This is a genomic window from Gemmatimonadaceae bacterium (assembly GCA_016720905.1).
Taxonomy (GTDB): Bacteria; Gemmatimonadota; Gemmatimonadetes; order Gemmatimonadales; family Gemmatimonadaceae; genus Gemmatimonas.
The window spans coordinates 107,789-128,876 of the sequence record JADKJT010000003.1; the positions used below are offsets into that span (position 1 = coordinate 107,789).

Below are 21,088 nucleotides of genomic sequence, written 5' to 3' on the forward strand. Positions count from 1 at the left end.
CGCCCCGATCCGGCAAGTCCACTATTATCAAGGACTCACCCACAACTTTTGCGAGGACATATGCAGCGGACAGCTCAGGCAGTTTGGAAAGGCAGTGGCTTGGAAGGCAGTGGCACACTTACCACGCTGAGCGGCGCGCTCAAGGACCAGCCGTATTCATTCAAACTGCGCTTCCAGGATGAACACGGTACCGACGGGACGAATCCCGAGGAGTTGATCGCGGCGGCGCACGCCGGCTGCTTCTCCATGGCGTTGTCCTTCGGTTTGACGAATGCCGGCCATGCGCCGACGCAACTGCACACGAAGGCCGTACTCACGCTGGAAAAGCAGCCGATCGGATTCACCATTGTCGGGATCGTCCTCAAGGTGACCGGCACCGTGCCCGGCATCACCGCCGAGCAATTTGCCGAGCTGGCGGCTGCGGCGAAGGCCGGCTGCCCCGTGTCGCGCGCGTTGAACGTGCCGATCACACTTGAGGCGACGCTGGCGGCGTAGTCCGGACTTGAAATCCGGTGATGTGTATGTATACTTATATCGGTATACATACACTCGCCGGAGGTCGCCATGTCGAACGCACGCCTGACACCCGAACTGCTCACGCTCGTCGCCGACCGTTTCAAGGCGCTTGGTGATTGCGGGCGACTGCAATTGCTGCAAGCGTTGCGTCCCGGCGCGCGGACGGTCAGTGAACTCGTGCAGGACACCGGCATGGGACAGGCCAATGTGTCCCGGCATCTGGCGCTGTTGCACACCAGCGGGTTTGTCTCTCGCGAGCGCGACGGCCTGTATGTGCGCTATGAACTGGCCGACAAGGACGTGCTGAAGTTGTGCGATCTGATTTGCGGGCGCCTCGAGGCGGAAAACAATGCCCGCCGCAAGGTGGTCACCGGGCGCTGACGCGCCCGGATCGTGGCACGGGATGTTGCGGCGTCAGCCCGCGCGCTGCACCAATTGTTCCAAAGCGGCCAATGACGCCGCCCCCACTTGGCGTGCCACTTCCTGACCGTCACGCATGAGCGCCAGCGTGGGAATGCTGCGTATGGCAAATCGCCCGGCCACTGCGGGGTTCCGATCGGTATCGACCTTGGCTACGAGCACGCGCCCTGACTGTCGGCGCGCAAATTCCGCAAACACCGGTGCCATGGCACGGCACGGGCCGCACCAGTCGGCGTAGAAGTCGATCAGCACCGGCACGCTGGCGCTTGCGATGACCTTGTCGAACGTGGCGTCCGTCAGGGTCAGCGGCGCATCGAGCACCAGTGGCGCGTGACACACGCCACAGGAGGCCTTCGCCTCAAGGCGATCAAGGTCCACGCGATTAAGTTTCGCGCAGTCCGCGCACGGCACGATGGCCGTGCGCGCAATGGTCGGTTTGGTCATGATCGATGTCGGTCCGGGTTATTGTGTACGCCCGCTGGGCGCGCATCCGAACCATCCGGTTCGGCCGAGGATTCGCTCCAGCGGACAGAAAGACGTGAAGCTTGACTGCAGGAGATTGAGACCAACAAACGCAGTGAACAGGTACCAGTTTGGATGGACCGTCCAGCCCAGGGCCACCGATACGAGGATAAATACCCCGGCGAAGCGGCGAATGATCTTGTCGTTACACATGGTGCAAAGGGGCAAGGTGTGAAGGGGCCACTGGCGCCGAGCGTCGACGCAGTTCCCAGTAGAGCAGGGGAACCACCACCATCGTGAGCGCGGTCGCCACAATGGCCCCGCTGATCAGCGCGACGGCCAGACCCTGGAAGATCGGATCGAGGACCATGACCAGTCCGCCCACGACCACCGCCGCTGCGGTGAGGGCAATGGGACGGAACCGCACGGCGCCCGCTTCCAGCACCGCATCGGCCAAGGCACGTCCGCGGGACTCTTCCAGTTGGATGAAGTCCACCAACAGGATGGAGTTGCGCACGATGATACCGGCCAGCGCAATCATGCCGATCATGCTGGTGGCGGTGAAGAACGCGCCACTGATCGCATGCCCCGGCAGGATGCCCACGAGCGTCAACGGGATGGGCGCCATGATGACCAGCGGAATGCTGAAGCTCTGGAACCAGCCCACCACCAGCACATAGATGAGCACCAACACGATGGCAAAGGCCAGCCCGAGGTCGCGGAACACTTCGATGGTCACCTGCCATTCGCCGTCCCACTTGATGGCGGTCTCGCTGAGCGTGGCCGGCGGCACGGCGTTGTAGCGCGCGATCGCCACGCCATTCACGCGAATGGCGTCGAGCTGCCGGTTCATCTCGAGAATCGCGTACACCGGGCTTTCAATTTCGCGCGCCACGTCACCGGTCACGTAGATGGATGGACGCAGGTCTTTGCGAATACGCGTCCCGTCGCGCACGCCATCCACGACGGTCACGAAGCGCGCCAATGGCTGCGGGCCCTGCATGGTTGCAATCGGCATGGCCAACAGCGCCTCGACGCTCGACCGTCTATCCAACGGCAGGCGCGGGACAATCGTGATGGCCTCCTTGGCCGTACTCGACGCGGCGACGCCCGCCGGCGCACCGGATAGCGCGAGGTACAGCGTCTGCGTGATCTGCTCCACGCTTGCTCCCGACTCGGCCGCTCGCACACGATCCACGCGGAACGTGCGCTTGACTTGCGGCGCCTCCACGGTCCAATCCACGTCCACCACACCCGGCGTGTGCTCGAACACGGTCTTCACCGCCATGGCCGCGGCCAGGCGCGCCGAATCGTTGGCGGCGTACACCTCGGCGACCAGCGTGGACAGCACCGGCGGACCAGGCGGAATCTCCGCCACCTTGGCGGATGCGTTGTAGCGGCGCGCGATCGAGTCGATTGACGGGCGAACGGCCACGGCAATGGTGTGGCTTTGCCGATCCCGCTCGCCTTTGGGCAGGAGATTCACCTGCACGTCAGCGACGTTCGCCCCACTGCGCATGAAGTAGTGACGCACGAGACCGTTGAAGTTGAACGGCGCCGACGTGCCGGCATACACCTGCGTGCTGACCACTTCCGGTACGGTGCTGAGGTAAGCGGCAATCTCTGAGGCGGCCAGATTGGACGTCTCCAGCGTGGTGCCTTCCGGCAGGTCCAGCACCACCTGGAACTCACTCTTGTTGTCAAAGGGGAGCATCTTCACCTGCACGACCTTGAACAGCATCAGGCCCATGCTGGCGACGAGCATGACCACCACGCTGCCGTAGAATGCCAGGCGGCGTCCGCGCCGCTGCATGAGCGGCTCCATGATCCGCCGGTACACGCGATCGATTCGGCTGCCCTCTTCGGGCGGATGGGTGACGTTGGTGTGCGTGTTGCTGACGTGGCCGCGCAGCAGGCGGTAGGCCAGGTACGGGGTGACGATGAACGCGACGGCCAGCGACGCCAGCATGGCGACCGACGCGCCGATGGGAATGGGACGCATGTACGGCCCCATCATGCCACTCACGAACGCCATCGGCAGAATGGCCGCGATCACGGCGAACGTCGCCAGAATGGTGGGGTTGCCCACCTCGTCAACGGCCTCGACCGCTGCCACTTCGGGCGAACGATCGCCCATCTGCATGTGTCGATAGATGTTCTCCACCACCACGATGGCATCGTCGACCAGAATACCGATGCTGAAAATCAGCGCGAACAGCGTGATGCGGTTGAGCGTGTACCCAAGCGCATAGTACGCGAACAGCGTGAGGGCAAGCGTGACTGGCACGGCCACCAGCACCACCAGCGCTTCGCGCCAGCCGAGGAAGATCCAGATGAGCACCGTGACACTGAGCGTGGCGATGATGAGGTGCAGGATGAGCTCCTGCGCCTTTTCGCCCGCCGTTTCACCATAGTCGCGCGTGACCGACAGACTCACCGTCGACGGTAGCAGTCGCCCCTTGGCCTGATCCACCCGCTCCAGCGCGGCCCGAGTCACGTCGGTGGCGTTGGCGCCCTTGCGCTTGGCCACGGCAATGGTGACCGCGGCCTCGGCGGCCCCGCCGCCTTCGCGATGCGTCACGTACGACGTGGTTTCGCCGAAGTCCTCGAGCACGTCGGCAACGCTGCGCAGGTAGACCGGGACGCCACCGCGCACCGAGACGACCACGCTCCCGACCTCGCGCGCATTCGTGAGCGGCGCGCCCACGGCGATGAGCATGACACTGTCGTGCATGGCGAGTTCGCCCGCCGCCAATCGGGCATTCGCGCCACGCAACGCCATGGCGACTTCACCGGGCGTGACGCCGCCGGCCGCGAGTCGCGCGGGATCGAGCACGACACGGATCTGCTTTGGGGCTCCGCCGGTGACGCTGGTTTCCGACACCTCCGGCACCGAACGGATCTCGTCTTCCAGATGCAGGGCCATTTGGCGCAGCGCATTCGCATCGAGCGTCTTGGCGTGCAAGGTGAGCGCCAGCACCGGCACATCGTCGATCGAGTGCGCCTTGATGGTGGGCGGCAGCACTCCGGGAGGCGCCTTGTCCATCGCGCCGGCCAGCTTGGCCCGCACCCGCGTAACGCTGCGTTCCTGATCCTCCCCCACTTTGAAGCGCACCGTGACCATGGCGTAGCCTTCGCCCGACATGGAGTACACATGATCGACTCCAGGCAGCTCGAGCATGCGCTGTTCCATGGGTCGCGCCAGCAGATTCTCCGCCTCCTGTGGCGAGGCGCCGGGCATGGTCGCGATGACATCGATCATCGGCACCGAGATCTGCGGCTCTTCTTCGCGTGGCGTGGCCATGATGCCCAACCCGCCGACGGCGAGCGAGGCCACGACAATGAGCGGGGTGAGTTTCGAGTTCAGGAACGCCTGCGCGACCCGACCCGAAATGCCAATTGATTGCGACATGATCAGGACCCGGCCTTTGCCGGTGCTGACGCGGCCGGGATCACGATGTCTTCGCCGGCCTCAAGACCGCTGGTGACGTCGACGCGCCCAGCGATGGTGACACCAAGTCGAATCCAGCGCCGCTCGTCGCGCTGCGCCCCCCGCACAATGACGCCCGTGAGGTCGCCATCACGCACGATGGCCGACAGCGGTACCAGCAGCGCATGCCGGGTGCCGATGGGGATGAACAACGTGGCGGAACTGCCGGTGCGGATGGCGGCACGGCGGTTGTCGACTATTGCATTGACCGTGAACTGGTTGCCGGAGCCGGCAGGCACGATCCCCTCGACTTTCGCGACAACCGGATTGCCGTCGACGGTGGCGTTCAGCACTTGTCCACGCGTGAGCTGGCGCACCGCGTCGGCACCGACCGTGGCGGTGATGCGCAGTGTGGACACGTCCTGCACCGTGAGCAGCGGTGCGCCGGGCGAGGCAAACGTCCCCGGATCCGCGAATCGCGCCGTCACCACGCCTGCAAATGGCGCGCGGACCGTGGCGTAGCTGCTCACGGCATCGAGTTCGCTGGCTGCGGCTTTCGCGGCGCGAAGGCCTGCGTCCGCCCGCGCCAACCCTGTGATCGCCGCGTCGTACTGCGCGCGCGTGGCGGCGCTATCCGCATACAGGGCGCGAAAGCGCGCGGCATGTGTGGCGGCCTCGCGTTGCATGGCTTCGGCATCGGCAATGGACGCCTCGACCTGGTTGGCCTTGGCCGCGAGATCACGCGCGTCAATGCGAACAAGCGGCTGGCCCGTGTAGACGGCGTCGCCTTCGCGCACGAGCACGGCGTTCACGGTGCCCATCAGTTTCGTGCTGAGCGTCGCTTGTTGCATCGGTTCGGCCACTCCCGATGCATCGAACGTCGAGACGACGACTGTATCCTGCACGCGCAGCACGGTCCCCGCTGTGCGCGTGGACGTGGTCGCCTCATTGGACGCACCGGTGTGCTCGGGCGGCGATTCGCCACCACAGGCGCCCATCGCGAACGCGCCAACGGACAGCGCGGCGACCGTGAGGGGAAGACGAAACAACGAAGTGCGGATCATCGGGCGGTATCCAGAAAGGCGAGTTCGGCCGGGTCGGCACCGATGGCTCGACGGTGAGTGGCGATGGCGTCAATCAGGGTGTAGCGAGCAGCCGCGTGGGCCAGCGCGGCCCCGGTGGCCTGCGATTCGGCGCCGAGCAACTCGGCGATGGTGGCCAATCCACCGGCGTATCGCTTGTCCACGAGCCGATAGGCTTCTCGACTCTGCTCGGCGGCGCCCTTGGCGAGGTCGAGTTGCTGCAGGGCGACCACGATGCCGCGACGTGCAGCATCGGCCTCAAGCTGTCCCTGTGCCAGCGCCGCTTCGCGACCGACTTGGGCGCCAATCTCGCGCGCCGTGGCGCCGGCGAGATCGGCCAGTTCACTGCCTCCGCCAAACAGCGACCACGAGGCCATGACACCGACCGTCCAGTTCTTGCGTCCGCCGTACAGCGTGGTCGGGTTATTCCAATCGTAGCGCGCGAAACTATTGACGCGTGGCAGCAGCGTGCTGGCGGCGCGCAGTCGATCCGCGTTCGCGGCACGGACGCCGGCGCTGGCGGCGCGCACATCGGCACGGGCGGCCATTGGCGTTGGCGCGTGTGATGCGTCGGGCACCGTCACGGTATCATGTTCGGCGAGTGCGCGAACCGGCGCGTCAGGCGGCAGCGTCGCCGGCAGGGTGACGGCGCGGCCGTCGGTGCGCCCCAGCAGCAGGCTCACCTGCTGCGCGGCACTGAGCGCGTCGCTGCGCGCCGACAACAGTTGCGATGCCACGTCTGACGCGCGTACGCTGGCCTGCAGCGCATCGGCCTTCGTGACCAGTCCCTGATTCACCATGGCCTGCACCTGGCGCACGGCCGATTCGGCGGCACGCTGCGCCTGTTCCAGCATCGCGCTCTTTTCGTGTGCCAGAGTGGCGCCGTAGTAGGCCCGCACGAGGTTGGTCTTCGTGGTCAGGGACGTCCATTCACCGGCGGCGCCGGTGGCCTCAGCCGACGCGCGGGCCGCGCGCCACCCGGTCCACGCGTCGGCATTGAGCAGCGGTAGTTCAAGCACGAGGCCGCCTTGCACGTTGGTGACGGCCGCCGGATCGTTAAGTCGCGCCGGATCGAACGCGGCCGGGGTGACGAGGCGTTGTCGCAGCGTGGTGCCGAAGGCGCCGATGGGGTCCGTGGTCCGGATGACGCCCGTCTCGATGCGCGCCGTGGGCAGGATGCCCTTGAGCGGCAGGCGGGACTGGGCGCGGCCGGCATCGTTGTTGGCGATGGCGATCCGGTTGGCGAAGGCATGGCGGTCGGCTTCGCGCATGGCATCAGCCAGCGAGAGCGTGGGGGCCGCCTGGGCGTTCAGCGAAGCGGCGGTCGCCAGGGCGCCTAGCAGGCCCGGCCCAGCCCACCAGCCGACCGATCGGCGAATAGATCGTAAGATACGCATATAGCAATATAACTAAATACGCATATACAAGAAGTCAAGGGAGTGTGGGACCCCGGGCGCTAGTGCGCGTCGACGGCGGGTGCCGACGCGCGCCGATTCGGACGACCCAACAGCAGTATGAACGGGGCCACCATCACGAACACGACCAGAATGAACATCCAGGCATCGTTGAAGCCCAGCATGGTGGCCTGTTGCTGGACTTGCGCATTGAGCACGCCCAAGGCCGACTGGCGGGCTGCGAACGCATCCATCCCACGTGCCATGAAGCCAGCCGTGAGCAGCCGCATCCGATCATCGGCAAGGGCATTGCCGGTGGCGATGGATGACACGAGATCGACACGGTGCAGCTGCGTCTGTTTCGACAATTGATTGAGCAGCACTGCAATGCCGAACGCGCCGCCCAGTTGTCGCGAGAGATTGATGAGCCCCGATGCCTGCTGCGCGTCCTGCGGCTTGATGCTGGCGTAGGCGACATTGTTGATCGGCACGAACAGCAGCCCGAGTCCGACGCCGCGCACCAGCAGTGCCATTCGCACGTCCGATTCGCCAGCTGCGGTGGTGAGATGGCCCATGATCCACATGGACACGGCGAACAGCACGACGCCGAAGAGTATCAGCACCCGCGGGTCGGCTTTGGGATTCTTGCCATTGAGCAGCATGCCGCACATGAGCGCACTGGCGGCAGTGGCGAGCCCGCCGGGCATCATGACCAGCCCCGTTTCCGTGGGGGTGAAGTGCAAGATCCCTTGGGCGAACAGTGGAAAGAGAAACACGCCCCCATACAGGCCGAATCCCAGCGCGACGAACAGGAAGAGTGCCGCCGAGAGCGTCTTGTTGCGCAGCACGCGAAAGTTCACCACCGGGTGCGCGTTCCTGGGGTGCAGCTCCCACCAGATCAAGGTCCCCAGCGACACCGCGGCCAGCATCGCCAGTCGCAGAATGCGTGCGTCGTCAAACCAGTCCTTGGCGTTGCCCTCTTCCAGCACGTACTGCAGGCTGCCAATGCCCACCGTCAGAAGGCCGATGCCGGGCCAGTCGACGCGTCCCGTGTGCGCCTGTTGATCCGGCGGATCGCGCAGGAAGGTGGTGACGAGGAACGCCGAGGCGATGCCGATGGGCACGTTGATGAAGAAGCACCAGTTCCAGGTGTAGTTGTCGGTGATCCAGCCGCCCAGGGTGGGGCCCAGCGTCGGTGCGACGATCACGCCCAGCAGGAATACCGCCTGCACCATGCCTTGCTCTTCCTGCGGAAAGATCTGGCGCAGCGTGGCCTGTGCCGTGGAGAGCAACGCCGCGCCGCCAGCGCCCTGCAACACTCGCCAGAAGACCAGTTCCGTCAGAGACGTCGACGTGCCGCAGAGGAACGAGGCGATGATGAACAAAATGATCGATGCCGTGAGATATCGCTGTCGCCCGAAGCGTGAGGCGAAAAACGCGGTCATGGGCAGGAAGATCACGTTGGCCAGGATGTACCCGGTCGACACCCAGCCGATCTCTTCCTGGGTGGCGTTGAGGTTCCCGGCCATCTGCGGCAGCGCCACATTCACGATGGTAGTATCGAGCACCTCCATGATGGCGGCCGTGATCAGGCCCAGCAAAATCAGCCAGCGGTAGCGACGCACGAAGTTCGCAGCCGCCAGCGCGCGCGCGGCGGGGGTGTCGGACAGGCTGGTCAGGGTCACGGGCGGGCAGTGCGCATGCCTCACGATAGCTTTAGGTCTATCGTGGTGCCAACTGCGTCCATTCCCTTCTCGACCATTTTGCTGCGCGCGCTGCGCAGGCGGCTTTCCGTGCACTCTCCGTCTTTGCCCATCGTGTTCGTGCTTGGACTGCTGGCCGTCGATTCCGCGGCTGCGCAGCCACTGGAAGCCCTGTGGTATACGCGTAACGGCGCCGCCAGTACACGGGAGTTTGTGGCGCACGCCGATCGCATCTCGGTGGTCTCACCGCAGGTATTTGCGTTTGACGCCGACGGCGGCATTCACGGCACCCTGGATTCCACCGTGGTGCGTGTGGCCCGCGCGCGTCGGGTGAAGCTGGTCCCGCTGGTGATGAACCCCGGCTTCGATCAACCCATGATGCACCGGTTGCTCACGGTCGCCGCGCCGCGCGCACGGGCAATTCGCAGCCTGGCGGCCCTGTGTCGTGATCTCAAGCTGGACGGGATCCAATTCGATGTGGAGAACGTGCACGTCTCCGATCGTGACGTCTTCACGTCATTTGTGCGCGAGTCGGTGGACTCGCTGCATCGCGCCGGATGCACCGTGTCGGCCGCCGTCGTACCGCGTACCGGCGACGATCGGGGACCGACTCCCTATCATCGCTGGATCTACGACAATTGGCGCGGCGTATACGACTACAAGGCGCTGGCCGACACCCTGGACTTCCTGTCGTACATGACGTATGCGCAGCACACCGCGGGGTCCCCCGCCGGTCCGGTGGGCGGCTACCCATGGATCAAAGCGTCGCTGGAATACGTGCTGAAACAGGGAGTGCCGCCGCACAAGATTTCGCTGGGAATTCCCGGCTATTCCGACCACTGGTTTCCCACGTGGGATTGGCGTGATGGTCCCCGCATGACCGCGAGTGACATCAGCTATGCGGACGGGCAGCGGCTGCTCGCGAAATTCCAGGTGACGGCACGTTGGGATGCACGGCAGAAGTCGCCCTACGCCATGTGGGAAAATGCCGGCGTGTTTGAACACCTGTGGCTGGAAGACGCCCGCGCGTTCGAGGCGAAGCTGCAGTTGGTGCGACAGTACAAACTGCGCGGGTATTCGGTGTGGCTGCTTGGGCTGGAGGATCCGCGTGTGTGGGCGTCGCATCACGCCGTGGTGAAGTAGCGCCGACTACGGCCTCGGCACCAACAACCGACCCGGCAATCCAAACGGCCGGCCGTACGCCGAGTCAATGGGCATTGGCACCTTGGCCTCGATGAGCGCGCTACGCAGCACCTCCGACATTCTGGCCGCTATCTCCGGTTGCTTCATGGACTGCTCATGTCCTTCGCCAATGTCATTCGACAGGTCGTACAGCTCGTACCTGCTGCCGACGTAGAAGTAGATGAGTTTCCAGATACCGCTGCGTACGGCGGAAAACGGTTCGCTGCCCGGCAACATCTTCGTCGAATACGCTCCGTTATGCCACAACAAGGGACGGTCGAACGGGACGGGCTTGGTGTTGGCCAGTGTGGTCGCGAGATCCTGGCCCTTCACGCCGCCGGCAAGCTGCGTGGCGTTGGGCACGCGAGCCGCGCGCAGCAGCGTGGGGAACAGATCGGTGGCGACCACCGGCGTCGATGCGCGCAGTCCCGCGCGCGCGACCCGGGGCCAACGGACAATCATGGGCACGCGCAGTCCACCTTCGTACGCCGAGCCCATGCCACTGCGCAACGGCGCATTCTGGAGATCGCGCAGCCCGCTGCGGGTCGAGGCGGCCAATCCGCCATTGTCCGACAGCAGCACCACCAGCGTCTGCTCTGTCAGCGCAGTCGTGGCCAGATATCGCGAGATCTCACGTACACTCTGGTCCACGCCCGCAATGCGTGATGCATACTCGGCGTCACGCTCGTCCAGCGTTCGCCCGCGCACCTCATCGAGAAATCGCCCGTCGCCCGCGCCGGAATGATGCACGGCGTCGTATGCCAGATAGAGAAAGAACGGCTTCTGAAGCGCGCGCGCGACATCAATGGCGCGAATGGCGTCGGCCGTGAGCGAATCGGCGCGCCGCGCGCCCGGCCAACTCTCGTCGAACCCGAGTGCCTTGGCGTCGGTCGCGTCGGCCGCTGACGCACCGGCGCCCCAATCGGTCTTGCCCACATGAATGGTGCGGTACCCGGCGGTTCGCAGCAGACGAGGCAGCAGCGGCGTGGGGCCGCCACCGGCGGGAATCCGGTTCGCCACACCGGAGAGCAACGCCGCGCGCGTCAACACGCCATCAGGGGCGGCCGCGTAGGCGTCTGTAAATGCGACTCCTTGTGCTGCCAACTGTTCGATGGCCGGGGTGCGATAGCGACGGTTGGCGGCGGTGGTATCGCGATACAGCGGCACCGACAGATCCTGCCAGCCGAGATCGTCGACGATCAGCATGATGATGTTCGGCACATTGGCCGCCGCCGCCGCAACGGCCGGACGTGGCGGTGTGGTGGGACGCGTCTGCGCGATCGCCGCCATGGGCAGGGCCAACAGGGCGACCGCGCGTCGCACGCTCATCGGCGAGCCGGCCGGCGCTGTGCTGCCGCTTTCTCCACCAGGCGCCGCAGCTCCTTGATGGGTTCTGGATTGTCGTCCACCTGCAACCGCAGCACGACATCGTTGTGCAGCCACACGCCGCCGTCCTTCTTCACGATCACCATGGCGGCCGATTGCATGCCGCGCTTGTCGCCACCGGCCATCTGTCCGGCTTCCAGCGCCGCCAACAGTCGCAGGGACAAGTGTCCTTCAGTGTCTTCGAAGGCCTTCACCATGGAACTCACCACCTCGGCGCTGGCGAGAATATTGCCCTGGGCCGTGCAGAACTTTCCTTGCTTGTCTCCAGCCCATTCGGTGGCCTTGGGACCTGTGTAGGCGGCCACATTCCCCTGCGCGTCAATCACCGCGAACTGTCGACCGAATTTGGTCCAGTCGGCGGGACGCGGATCGGGATCGGCGTCCCACACGCGCTTGATGACGTCGGCCGGCTTCACGCCCTGTCGCAGCAAGGCGATCGCTTGCGGTCCGTAACTCACGTCCACGATGGCCTGCGTGGCGGCCACACCCACGCCGGCCTCGGCCCACAAGACGCCGTTTCCGACCGAAAATACGCGCGACTGCACCGCGCCGCCGACCTCGCCGGTGGCCGGGTCGTAGCCCAGAATGGAGAACGTGGCGATGGGTGGCCACGGCAACTGGGGCGTGGTGGTGAATCCGCTGGTGGTCTGCGCACCAAGCGTCATCGGCAGTGCCGTCAGTGTCAGGACAAGGCCAGCAAAGACGCGACGGGATATGGTAGAATTGGGCATGGGCGGCGTCCGGGTTGTCATCAACCTGCAAGTGGGATGGTGTATGCTGCCTCAGTTCCTTGTTTACGGCAATCCCGCTCACGAGCTCACGGCCACGTCATGCATTCCGGATGTCGTCAGGTTTTGAATCGCCGCCCCTCCACCGCCATCGTGTGCGCGGCGGCGCTGGCGTTGTCGATGTTCGCCCTGCCGACGCGCACCGCGCGTGCGCAAAGCGCCACCGTCCCGGTGATTCCGACGCGCGACAGTACTGGTGCGTCGCCGCGAATCCTGTTTGAGCGCGGGCTCAAGCTGGATGGATTGCTCACCGAGCTGGCGTGGCTGCGGACGGACAGCCTGACGACATTCACCCAGCGCGATCCGCGCCAGGGCGAGGCGGTCACGGAACGCACGGTCGTGCGATTTGTCGGATCGCCAGAAGGGTTGTGGATTGGGGTGTGGGCGTTCGATCGCGAGCCGCAAGGCATTCGCCGCACGCAACTGCGCCGTGACGCCGACTTCGGCGCCGACGATCACGTTTCCGTGATGCTCTCGCCTACGGCGGACAAGCGCACGGCTTTCCTGTTCAGTATCAATCCGAACGGTGCGCTCAATGATGCCGAAGTGCTCAACTTCGAGGGAGAATCGCGGGAGTGGGATGGCATTTGGGATGGCCGCGCCAGGATTACGGGCGACGGATGGCAGGCCGAGATTCTGATTCCCTGGCAGACGCTGCGCTATCGTCCCGTGGACGCCGACGCGGCGGCCGATGCGTGGGACATCAACGTGCGACGATACATCCGGCGCAAGAATGAATCCGCGCTCTGGACCGCCTGGAAGCGAACCGAGGGCATTCGCTTTCTTGAACGGGCCGGCAGTCTGATCGGATTCAAGGAGGCGAAGCAGGTGCTGGAAGCAGGGCTGCCGCGACGCGCGATCGCCGAGTTTCGACCGTATGTCGTGACGACAGGCGCCCTGACCGAACGCACCGTGCTCGATGACGGCTCACTCGCCGCCACGCGGGCACGCGGACTTCGTGGCACGGCGGGATTGGATGCGAAGTTGGCGCCCGCGCCCACGTTGACGCTCGACCTGACGGCCAACGCCGATTTTGCGCAGGCCGAAGTCGATCGGCAGGTGGTGAACCTGTCGCGATTCTCGCTCTTCTTTCCGGAGCAGCGTCCGTTCTTCACTGAAGGCGCGGGAATCTTCGACTTTGGTCGACGTGGCGAGACGCAACTGTTCTATAGTCGGCGTGTTGGGCTGGGTGCGGACGGTGCCCCGATCCCGCTGCAGGGCGGCGCACGTCTGACGGGCCGGCTCGGCGCGCAGCAAGTCGGGCTGCTGACCACGCACACCGGTGGGAACGAACCGGCTACGGCGGTTGTCGGACGGGTGAAGCGCGATATCCTGGGCCGTGGGTACGTCGGGGCGATGGCGACGATGAATGCACCACGTGGAGGACCGGGCAGCGGTGCCGGTGGTGTGGACATCAACCTCCCGTATGTCATTCGGGACCAGAATCTGGTGCTGCTGGCCACCGCCGCCATGGACGGCGGTGCCACCGTGGGCGACCCGTACTACATGCGCGGCATTGTCGATTTCCCGAACGACGTCGCGGACATCGCGTTGCGCATCGACCGCATCGGAGCCGGATTCAATCCCGACCTCGGCTTCGTGCAGCAGCGTGGCGTCGTGCGCACGTCGTGGAACACGGAGTTGACGCCGCGTCCGGACGCGCTGGGGGCGGTCGGGCGCCCATTCACCGCCATGCATGTGCGTCAGTTCAAGTTCGATGTGTTGAGCGGTAATCTGGTGCGCACAATGGGCGCCACCGGGCCGTTGACGGGTCTGTCCAATGGCTCGATCAGCACGTCGCCGTTGGGACTCGAATTCGAAAGCGGCGACGAGATCTCGATTGAATTCAAACGTGAGTTCGATGCGCCGACTGAGGCGTTCGATCTCTTTGATGGGGCAGAAGTCGAGGCGGGTCGCTATGCCTGGAATTCCACCGAACTCCAGTTCCAATCGTCCAGCGCCCGCACAATTGGCGTGGATGCCTCGGTGGCGCGCGGCGGATTCTACACTGGGCGCTCGACCGAATTGAGTGCTTCGCTGCGCGGCCGCTTCGCGCCGCACATCAACGTCAGCCTCGACTACAACCGCACGGCGGCATCGTTGGCATTGCCCGACAGCACGGTGCGATTCACCGCGCAGACCGCGCGCGTGAGACTGGACGTCGCCACCAGCCCGCGGCTCAGCACGACGCTGTTCGCGCAGTGGGACAATGAATCGAATCGCGGTGCGGTGAACGCGCGCGTGCGGTGGACGTCGTCGCCGGGCTCCGATCTGTACGTGGTGTGGACCAGTCAGTGGCCAACCGATCTCGCGCGCGGCATTCCCTGGCGGACACCGACCCGCGGCACACTGGTGGCCAAGTACGTGCGGTATTTCCGGGTGTAGCGTGTCAGCGCACTACAAGTCGCATCGCATCACCACAGCACTGGATGGACACGCCGAGGTGAACTCGACCGTAGCGGCCAGCGCGGGGGGCACCGAGGCGCGATCGATGACGGTGAATCCGAACTTGGGGAACCATTGTTCGGCTGTCGTGGTCAGCAGGTACAGTGTGGTGATGTCGCTCGCGCGGGCCAGGGCAATCAAGTCGTTCACCAAACGCGTGCCGACACCGAGCGCTGCCAGATCGCGCGCCACCGCAACTGATCGCAACAGCGCGACATTGTCGTGGACGTCCAATGCGGCCGACCCCACCACGGCACCATTCAGTTCCGCCAGCAGCACGTGCTGCGGGTGTGCCCGCAGCAGGTCGGCAAAGCCATCAGTCGGCAAGTCACGCGCGCGAAGGAGTGTGACGGCGGCATGCAGATCGTCAGTGGTTGCCGGGCGAATCTGGAGTGACATGAGCCGTTCTCCGTGAAGTGAGTGATCAGCGATTCACGCGGACACTGCAGGGCGCACGCGCACGGTCGTACCCCAGGGATCCTGCAACACAATCGCGTCGCCGTCGGACCGCACGGCCACCTGCCGTTTGGTTGCGGAGGCCGCGACCGCCTGCACATCGGACGCCGACGGGACGTCTATCGTCCACTCCATCAGACGCGCTTCGTTGGCGTGCGCCGCGTCGGCACCGCGTGCCCACGTGTTGGTGCCCAGATGATGGTGATAGCCCCCGGCGGCAAGGAACAGTGCGCCGGGATACTCCCACACCATCTTGTCCATCCCCAACGTGTCGTGGTAGAACTCCGACGCGTGCGCCAGATCGCCCACATGCAGATGCACGTGGCCGATCGTCGTGCCAGCGGGGGCACCGGTCCATGCCACGCCATCGGCAGCCGCCAGTACGGCGCGCACATCGAGTGGTTCAGTGCCCATCGCCAGTTGACGATCGCGCGACTGCCATTGCTCGCGTGGACGGTCGGCGTAAATCTCGAGTCCCAACCCATCCGGATCGGTGAGATAGAGCGCCTCGCTCACGAAGTGATCGGACATGCCCGCGTGTTCATTGCGTTCGGCCAGATGCGTGAGAAACCGACCCAGCGATGCGCGGTCGGGGAGGAGGATGGCCACATGGAATAGTCCCAGGCGGCCGTGCGGCGGCACTGGGCGGGCGCCGGGCAGTTCGTGCAGCACAATGAGGGGGCGATTGTCGTGCTGCGCGCCGAGCCGGGCGACGCCTTCGTGCTGGTCGAGGACACGAAGTCCGATGATATCGGTGTAGTAGGCGATGGAGCGCGCCAGTTCGGCAATTTGGAGATGCACCGGTCCCAGTTGTGTCGCGTCGGGGAGGCGATGGTCCGGCGGCGCTATGCCGTACGAGCCGGCCACGGCAGGTGCAGAAGGCTCAATCATGGCCTGAAATCAGCCGGATGCCACACGAGACGTCAACAGCGAGTGCGGTGACGGCTCACGGGTCGGGCTCGTTGGACCCCTCCGTACCAAACAACGGCAGGCACGGCCCCAGCAGCACGGCCAGATCCATCAACGGCAACGCTGGTCGGGCCAGCACCGCGAGCGCGGCATCCTCCAGCAGTTCCACGGCCAGCACATCGTTGAGCGCACTTCCCGACGCTAGGGAGAGCGCCATCGAGGTGCGGACTGCGTCACGCACCAGCCAGTACTGCAAATGCTGGTGGTCAGCCGCCAGCACGGCATCGCATAAGGCGCGAGAAGTATCGCGGCGCGCGCGATGCAGGGGTTCGCGCGCGGTGCACAATGCCGCGCGCCACCGTTGCGATGACCAGGCGGTCACCGCGTCAAGCAACATCGCCACCTGACTGGGTAGCGTCAGCGCTGGACCGTCGGATGAAAGGGTCATGGGGTCAATGCAATATCAGTCGGACGCCCGTAAAGAATCCGCAAAAACCGTGCGCACCCCGCTGCGATCCGTTTCGCCGCTGTTCAGAGTGGCCTCCAGCGAGCTAACCTTCAGGATGACGTGCAGCCCGCAGCGGTTTGGCGCATGACCACCGGCCAGCTCACCATCCTCATCGTGGACGACGAAGCGCCCATTCGTCGCGCGCTCAAGCACGCCCTGACCGCACAAGCGCTGTTGGAGCCCGGCGTTCAGGACGTGACTGTTCGAGTGGTGGAGGCGGCCACGGCGCGTGAGGGAATCGATCTGGCGGCAGCCGAGCGGCCAGCGCTGGTGATTCTCGATCTCGGGCTGCCCGACAAGCCGGGCATTGACGTGTGTCGCGAGATTCGAAAATGGCTGGACGCGCCAATTCTTGTGCTGTCGGCTCGGCACCAGGACACCGAGAAGGCCGCGCTGTTGGATGCCGGTGCCGATGACTACGTGACCAAACCGTTCAGCACGATGGAACTGGTGGCGCGAGTGCGCGCGCAACTGCGCCGCGCTCGTTCGGCGTCGTCGACGACACCGGCCGTCTGCGCGTTCGGGGAGTGGGTGGTGGATGTGCAGCGGCGCCGAGTGGAGCGGGCGGGCGTGTTGGTACGGTTCACGCCCACCGAGTTTGCCTTGCTGCGCGCGTTCGTGCTGCATCCACGACAGACACTGACCCATCGGCAGTTGTTCGCCGCCGGGTGGGGAAACGCGGAAGGCGATGCACAACAGTACTTGCGGGTGTACGTGGGACATCTTCGGCGCAAGCTTGAGGACGATCCGGTGCGCCCGCGATTCATTCACACCGAGCCGGGGATCGGCTATCGGTTTGAACCCGATTCGTTGAGCCACGCGTGAGACGACAGTCGTGGCGTCAGTGGCTGCTGTGGATGGGCGCGCTGGTGGGCGCGACGCTGCTCCTGCTGCTCGCGCGCGACCGGATGGACAAGGCGCATGTCGCGCTGGTGTATCTGCTTGTGGTGTTGGGGGCGAGCGCGGCTGCCGGTCGGGCGGTGGGCCTCACCACGGCCGGCGTCGCATTCGTCGTGTTCAACTATTTCTTCCTGCCGCCGTATCACACGCTGATCATCGCGGACCCGCTCGATTTCCTCGTCCTGGTGACGTTCCTCCCCACGGGTATCGTGGCCGCGCAACTCCTGCACCGCGCGCGCAGCACGGCCGAGGCGGCTCTGGCCCGAGCGCTCGAAGTGGACCGTTTGGCCACACTTGGCGCGGAGACGCTGGCGGCACCAAGCGCGAAAGACGCGCTGCAGGCGATTGCCGAAGTGATCAGATTGTCGTTGGCGGCGGATGCGGTGGAGCTGTACCGCCGCGAATCCAGCGGCACGCTGCATCGAACGACCGTCGCGCCCCAGGATCGCACCGCGAGCACGGCGGGGAACACACTGACGGGCTGGTTCGGAAAGACCGTGCATCTGGCGGTACAACTTCCGGACGGCACGACGCGCCTCGATCCCGCCTCCCTGATTGGACTCGACCTCAAAGTCCTCTACCGCACGCTTGACGTGGGTGACCGCATAGTCGGCGTTCTATGCGTTCGGTATGCCACCAGTGAGGCGCTCACGGCCGACAGCGCGCGATTGTTGGACGCGCTGTCGTACTACGCGGCTCTGGGTGTAGAGCGCGTGCGATTGGAGGCCACGGCGGAACGGGCGGAGGCGGAGCGCCGCATGGAACTGCTGCGCAGCGCCCTGCTCATGTCGGTCTCACATGATTTGCGCACGCCGCTGACCACCATCAAGGCGCTGGCGCACGAAATCCAGGCGACAGACGCGAACAGCGCCGCGCGCATCATTGAAAACGAGGCGGATCGACTGGACCGATTGGTGGGCGACCTGCTGGAACAGTCGCGCATTCACGCGGGTGCCGTGCAGCCCGTGCCCGCGGTGAACACCGTGGACGAGTTGATTGGGGGCGCACTGCAGCAGGCGCAGGGTGCCCTGGCGTCGCATCCCGTGGACGTGAGGCTGCCGGACGAGATGCTCATTGCCTCGTTTGACCTGACGCAGTCGACACGCATCCTCGTCAATCTGCTGGAGAATGCGGCCAAGTACTCACCGGAATCGGCCGCCATTGAGATCAGTGCCCGACGGGATGCGGAGCACGTGATCATCGAAGTGGCGGATACGGGGGCTGGTGTCGCTGCGGGCGAACGGGATCGCATCTTCGAGCCGTTCTATCGGCCGGCCAGCACGCCGCCGGATGCACGCGGCACGGGGCTGGGGTTGTCCATCGCGCGCGGATTGGCGGACGCGCAAGGCGGCACACTGGAGTACAGGCCACGCACAGGCGGCGGCGCCGTGTTTGTGCTGGCGCTGCCGGCGGCGGAGGGGCCGCCGGGGTAAGACGGGAGACGGGAGACGGGAGACTCAACTTTTGTAAGTTCTTTGCGAGATTGCAGGCAATGATTGTGCGCCATTCACGAATCGCCACGCATCCTCCGGGTGTCCCGAACCAGAGAGGAGTGCTTCCATGCTGGACCTGCTCTACATCGCCGGAACGATCCTGTTCTTCGCGCTGATGCTGCTGTACGTGGCAGCCTGCGAGGCGTTGGGAAAGCGCACCGCGGCTGACGCCTCCGAGGATCGCGCCAAATGACGACCGAATCGGTCATCGCGCTCGCGCTTGCCGCCGCGATCTTCGCCTATCTCGTGTACTCACTGCTCCGCCCTGAGCGGTTTTGAGGCCTGGTCATGACCATGAATGGCTGGATGCAGATCGCGATCTTCTCGTTGTGCGTCTTCGCAATCGCCAAGCCCCTGGGGCTCTATCTCGTACGGGTCTTCGACGGCAGCTTCACGTGGCTGCGCGCCATCGAACGCCCCATCTACGCGCTCGGTGGCGTGGATGCAAAGGACGACCAGCATTGGACCCGATATCTGGCCGGCTTACTGCTGTTCAGCCTCGTGTCGATGCTGTTCACCTACGTTGCGTTGCGCCTGCAGCACGTGCTGCCCCTCAATCCGCAGCACGTCCCGGCGGTCGTCGATCGGCAGGCGTTTGAGACTTCGGCGTCCTTCACCACGAACACCAATTGGCAGAGCTACGTCGGCGAAACGACCATGTCGTACTTCTCGCAAATGACGCAGCTGGCCTTCCACAACTTCATCTCGGCCGCCGTCGGCATCGCCGCGGCCGTGGCGCTCGTTCGCGGCATTGCGCGGCGCGGTGAAGAAGGGCGCGGACGGCTGGGCAACTTCTGGGTGGACCTGACCCGCGGCACGCTGTACGTGCTGCTGCCGCTGTCGCTCGTGTTTTCGCTGGTGCTCGTCCAGCAGGGGGTCATCCAGAATTTCCATCCGTATCTCGACGTCACCACCCTTGAGGGCGCCACGCAGACCATCGCCATGGGTCCCGTGGCGAGTCAGGAGGCCATCAAGCAGCTGGGTACCAATGGTGGCGGCTTCTTCAACGCCAACTCGGCGCATCCGTTCGAAAACCCGACGCCGTGGACCAACTTCTGGTCGATGGCCATGATCTTCATGATTCCATCGGCGCTGGTGTATCTGCTGGGGCGCATGACGGGCAATCTGAAACACGGCTGGTCGGTGTGGGCCGCCATGTTCGTGCTCTTCATCGGTGGTGTCACCGCCACCTACTGGGCGGAAGCCCGCGGGAACCCGATCCATGCCGCGCGGGGGGTAGACGTGGCGACGACGGCGGTCAACCCCGGCGGCAACATGGAGGGCAAGGAAGTGCGCTTCGGCATCGCCAACTCGGCCCTGTACAGCGTGGTCACCACGGACGCGTCGTGTGGTGCCGTGAACGCGATGCACGACTCGTTCACGCCACTGGGCGGCATGGTGCCGATCGTGAACATGCAGCTCGGCGAGGTGATCTTCGGCGGGGTCGGTGCCGGACTGTACGGCATGCTGATCATGGTAGTGCTGACCGTGTTCATCGCCGGCCTCATGGTGGGTCGCACTCCGGAGTATCTGGGCAAGAAGATCCAGGCGCGCGAAGTGCAGATGACCATGCTGTATGTGTTGGCGGCAGCTGCGTCCATCCTGGTCTTCACGGCTGTCAGTGTCGTTGCACCGCCTGGTTTGGCCGGCCTGAACAACAGCGGTGCGCACGGGCTTTCGGAAATCCTCTATGCGTTTTCATCAGCTACCGCGAACAACGGCTCGGCATTCGCCGGACTGACCGGCGGCACGTACTGGTACAACACGCAACTCGGATTCGCGACGCTGTTTGGCCGCTTCCTGTTGATCGTGCCGATGATCGCGCTGGCCGGATTCCTGGCCGAGAAGAAGGCGGTCCCGGCGTCGAGCGGAACGTTTCCGGTCTCGGGCCCGCTGTTCACCACACTGCTCGTGGGCGTCGTGCTCATTGTGGGCGCGCTGACGTTCTTCCCGGTGCTCGCGCTGGGGCCCATCGTTGAACACTTCCTTATGGGCGCCGGAGCGCTGTCCTGAT

The 21,088-nt window shown here is 65.0% G+C and carries 19 protein-coding genes; 8 read left to right on the top strand and 11 right to left on the bottom strand.

Features of this window, described 5'->3' with window-relative positions; genetic code table 11:
• Positions 1–60 precede the first annotated feature (60 nt).
• Both IPP90_04910 and IPP90_04915 read left to right on the top strand, forming a co-directional pair.
• Positions 61–495, top strand: coding sequence for an OsmC family protein (locus tag IPP90_04910; protein ID MBL0170061.1), 435 nt, complete (start codon positions 61–63; stop codon positions 493–495).
• A 69-nt stretch (positions 496–564) separates the two neighbouring features.
• Entirely contained in the window at positions 565–897 is a 333-nt protein-coding gene (locus IPP90_04915; GenBank protein ID MBL0170062.1) for a helix-turn-helix transcriptional regulator, read from the top strand.
• Positions 898–930: 33 nt separating this feature from the next.
• Here the strand turns inward: IPP90_04915 and trxA are convergent, their stop codons facing one another.
• From trxA to IPP90_04945, 6 genes are read right to left on the bottom strand one after another with little or no spacing between them, the layout of a single operon-like run.
• The gene (trxA, locus tag IPP90_04920) at positions 931–1,380 is read right to left on the bottom strand and encodes a thioredoxin (protein MBL0170063.1); all 450 of its coding nucleotides are present in this window, start codon (positions 1,378–1,380) and stop codon (positions 931–933) included.
• An 18-nt stretch (positions 1,381–1,398) separates the two neighbouring features.
• A complete protein-coding gene (locus IPP90_04925; protein ID MBL0170064.1) occupies positions 1,399–1,611 on the bottom strand; it encodes a DUF2892 domain-containing protein in 213 nt (70 codons plus the stop codon).
• Positions 1,604–4,810: an efflux RND transporter permease subunit gene (locus IPP90_04930; GenBank protein ID MBL0170065.1), complete on the bottom strand. Its 3,207-nt coding sequence runs from the start codon at positions 4,808–4,810 to the stop codon at positions 1,604–1,606. The genes IPP90_04925 and IPP90_04930 overlap by 8 nt, the downstream gene beginning before the upstream one ends.
• 2 nt (positions 4,811–4,812) lie before the next feature.
• Positions 4,813–5,892 (bottom strand): efflux RND transporter periplasmic adaptor subunit, encoded by a 1,080-nt coding sequence (locus tag IPP90_04935; GenBank protein ID MBL0170066.1) that lies wholly within the window; start codon positions 5,890–5,892, stop codon positions 4,813–4,815.
• A complete protein-coding gene (locus IPP90_04940; protein MBL0170067.1) occupies positions 5,889–7,307 on the bottom strand; it encodes a TolC family protein in 1,419 nt (472 codons plus the stop codon). The genes IPP90_04935 and IPP90_04940 overlap by 4 nt, the downstream gene beginning before the upstream one ends.
• A gap of 59 nt (positions 7,308–7,366) precedes the next feature.
• Positions 7,367–8,989, bottom strand: coding sequence for a DHA2 family efflux MFS transporter permease subunit (locus IPP90_04945; GenBank protein ID MBL0170068.1), 1,623 nt, complete (start codon positions 8,987–8,989; stop codon positions 7,367–7,369).
• Positions 8,990–9,097: 108 nt separating this feature from the next.
• Between IPP90_04945 and IPP90_04950 the strand changes: the two genes are divergently transcribed.
• Positions 9,098–10,150 carry a hypothetical protein gene (locus IPP90_04950; GenBank protein MBL0170069.1) on the top strand — a complete coding sequence of 351 codons (1,053 nt, stop codon included), beginning with the start codon at positions 9,098–9,100 and terminating at the stop codon, positions 10,148–10,150.
• Between the two features lie 6 nt (positions 10,151–10,156).
• Here the strand turns inward: IPP90_04950 and IPP90_04955 are convergent, their stop codons facing one another.
• On the bottom strand, positions 10,157–11,518 hold the full coding sequence (locus IPP90_04955; protein MBL0170070.1) for a sulfatase-like hydrolase/transferase: 1,362 nt from the start codon (positions 11,516–11,518) through the stop codon (positions 10,157–10,159).
• Positions 11,515–12,306, bottom strand: a complete 792-nt coding sequence (locus IPP90_04960; protein ID MBL0170071.1) for a DUF1028 domain-containing protein — start codon at positions 12,304–12,306, stop codon at positions 11,515–11,517. Before IPP90_04960 ends, IPP90_04955 begins: the two co-directional genes overlap by 4 nt.
• A 123-nt stretch (positions 12,307–12,429) precedes the next feature.
• On the opposite strand from IPP90_04960, the gene IPP90_04965 reads away from it, so the two are divergent.
• Entirely contained in the window at positions 12,430–14,748 is a 2,319-nt protein-coding gene (locus IPP90_04965) for a carbohydrate binding family 9 domain-containing protein (protein MBL0170072.1), read from the top strand.
• Between the two features lie 12 nt (positions 14,749–14,760).
• Here IPP90_04965 and IPP90_04970 read toward each other — a convergent pair whose 3' ends face one another.
• The 3 genes from IPP90_04970 to IPP90_04980 are packed head-to-tail and all read right to left on the bottom strand — an operon-like array spanning position 14,761 to position 16,621.
• On the bottom strand, positions 14,761–15,207 hold the full coding sequence (locus IPP90_04970) for a GNAT family N-acetyltransferase (GenBank protein ID MBL0170073.1): 447 nt from the start codon (positions 15,205–15,207) through the stop codon (positions 14,761–14,763).
• A gap of 33 nt (positions 15,208–15,240) precedes the next feature.
• Positions 15,241–16,155 carry a VOC family protein gene (locus tag IPP90_04975; GenBank protein ID MBL0170074.1) on the bottom strand — a complete coding sequence of 305 codons (915 nt, stop codon included), beginning with the start codon at positions 16,153–16,155 and terminating at the stop codon, positions 15,241–15,243.
• 55 nt (positions 16,156–16,210) lie between these two features.
• Positions 16,211–16,621, bottom strand: coding sequence for a hypothetical protein (locus tag IPP90_04980; GenBank protein MBL0170075.1), 411 nt, complete (start codon positions 16,619–16,621; stop codon positions 16,211–16,213).
• Between the two features lie 144 nt (positions 16,622–16,765).
• Here IPP90_04980 and IPP90_04985 point away from each other — a divergent pair, with 144 nt between their 5' ends.
• The 4 genes from IPP90_04985 to kdpA all read left to right on the top strand — a co-directional run bounded on the left by IPP90_04985 (position 16,766) and on the right by kdpA (position 21,087).
• Positions 16,766–17,506, top strand: a complete 741-nt coding sequence (locus IPP90_04985; GenBank protein ID MBL0170076.1) for a response regulator transcription factor — start codon at positions 16,766–16,768, stop codon at positions 17,504–17,506.
• Positions 17,503–19,014 carry a DUF4118 domain-containing protein gene (locus IPP90_04990; GenBank protein ID MBL0170077.1) on the top strand — a complete coding sequence of 504 codons (1,512 nt, stop codon included), beginning with the start codon at positions 17,503–17,505 and terminating at the stop codon, positions 19,012–19,014. Before IPP90_04985 ends, IPP90_04990 begins: the two co-directional genes overlap by 4 nt.
• A gap of 249 nt (positions 19,015–19,263) precedes the next feature.
• The gene (gene kdpF, locus IPP90_04995; protein MBL0170078.1) at positions 19,264–19,353 is read left to right on the top strand and encodes a K(+)-transporting ATPase subunit F; all 90 of its coding nucleotides are present in this window, start codon (positions 19,264–19,266) and stop codon (positions 19,351–19,353) included.
• A 9-nt stretch (positions 19,354–19,362) separates the two neighbouring features.
• On the top strand, positions 19,363–21,087 hold the full coding sequence (kdpA, locus tag IPP90_05000; protein ID MBL0170079.1) for a potassium-transporting ATPase subunit KdpA: 1,725 nt from the start codon (positions 19,363–19,365) through the stop codon (positions 21,085–21,087).
• Position 21,088: the final 1 nt, after the last annotated feature.

Bases quoted from the DNA above. Each gene is read 5' to 3' on its own strand.
- IPP90_04915 (MBL0170062.1), top strand. From the start codon at position 565: ATGTCGAACGCACGCCTGACACCCGAACTGCTCACGCTCGTCGCCGAC.
- IPP90_04975 (MBL0170074.1), bottom strand. From the start codon at position 16,155: ATGATTGAGCCTTCTGCACCTGCCGTGGCCGGCTCGTACGGCATAGCG.
- IPP90_04935 (MBL0170066.1), bottom strand. From the start codon at position 5,892: ATGATCCGCACTTCGTTGTTTCGTCTTCCCCTCACGGTCGCCGCGCTG.
- IPP90_04925 (MBL0170064.1), bottom strand. From the start codon at position 1,611: ATGTGTAACGACAAGATCATTCGCCGCTTCGCCGGGGTATTTATCCTC.
- IPP90_04955 (MBL0170070.1), bottom strand. From the start codon at position 11,518: ATGAGCGTGCGACGCGCGGTCGCCCTGTTGGCCCTGCCCATGGCGGCG.
- kdpA (MBL0170079.1), top strand. From the start codon at position 19,363: ATGACCATGAATGGCTGGATGCAGATCGCGATCTTCTCGTTGTGCGTC.
- IPP90_04970 (MBL0170073.1), bottom strand. From the start codon at position 15,207: ATGTCACTCCAGATTCGCCCGGCAACCACTGACGATCTGCATGCCGCC.
- IPP90_04960 (MBL0170071.1), bottom strand. From the start codon at position 12,306: ATGCCCAATTCTACCATATCCCGTCGCGTCTTTGCTGGCCTTGTCCTG.
- trxA (MBL0170063.1), bottom strand. From the start codon at position 1,380: ATGACCAAACCGACCATTGCGCGCACGGCCATCGTGCCGTGCGCGGAC.
- IPP90_04940 (MBL0170067.1), bottom strand. From the start codon at position 7,307: ATGCGTATCTTACGATCTATTCGCCGATCGGTCGGCTGGTGGGCTGGG.
- IPP90_04910 (MBL0170061.1), top strand. From the start codon at position 61: ATGCAGCGGACAGCTCAGGCAGTTTGGAAAGGCAGTGGCTTGGAAGGC.
- IPP90_04985 (MBL0170076.1), top strand. From the start codon at position 16,766: ATGACCACCGGCCAGCTCACCATCCTCATCGTGGACGACGAAGCGCCC.
- kdpF (MBL0170078.1), top strand. From the start codon at position 19,264: ATGACGACCGAATCGGTCATCGCGCTCGCGCTTGCCGCCGCGATCTTC.
- IPP90_04980 (MBL0170075.1), bottom strand. From the start codon at position 16,621: ATGACCCTTTCATCCGACGGTCCAGCGCTGACGCTACCCAGTCAGGTG.
- IPP90_04930 (MBL0170065.1), bottom strand. From the start codon at position 4,810: ATGTCGCAATCAATTGGCATTTCGGGTCGGGTCGCGCAGGCGTTCCTG.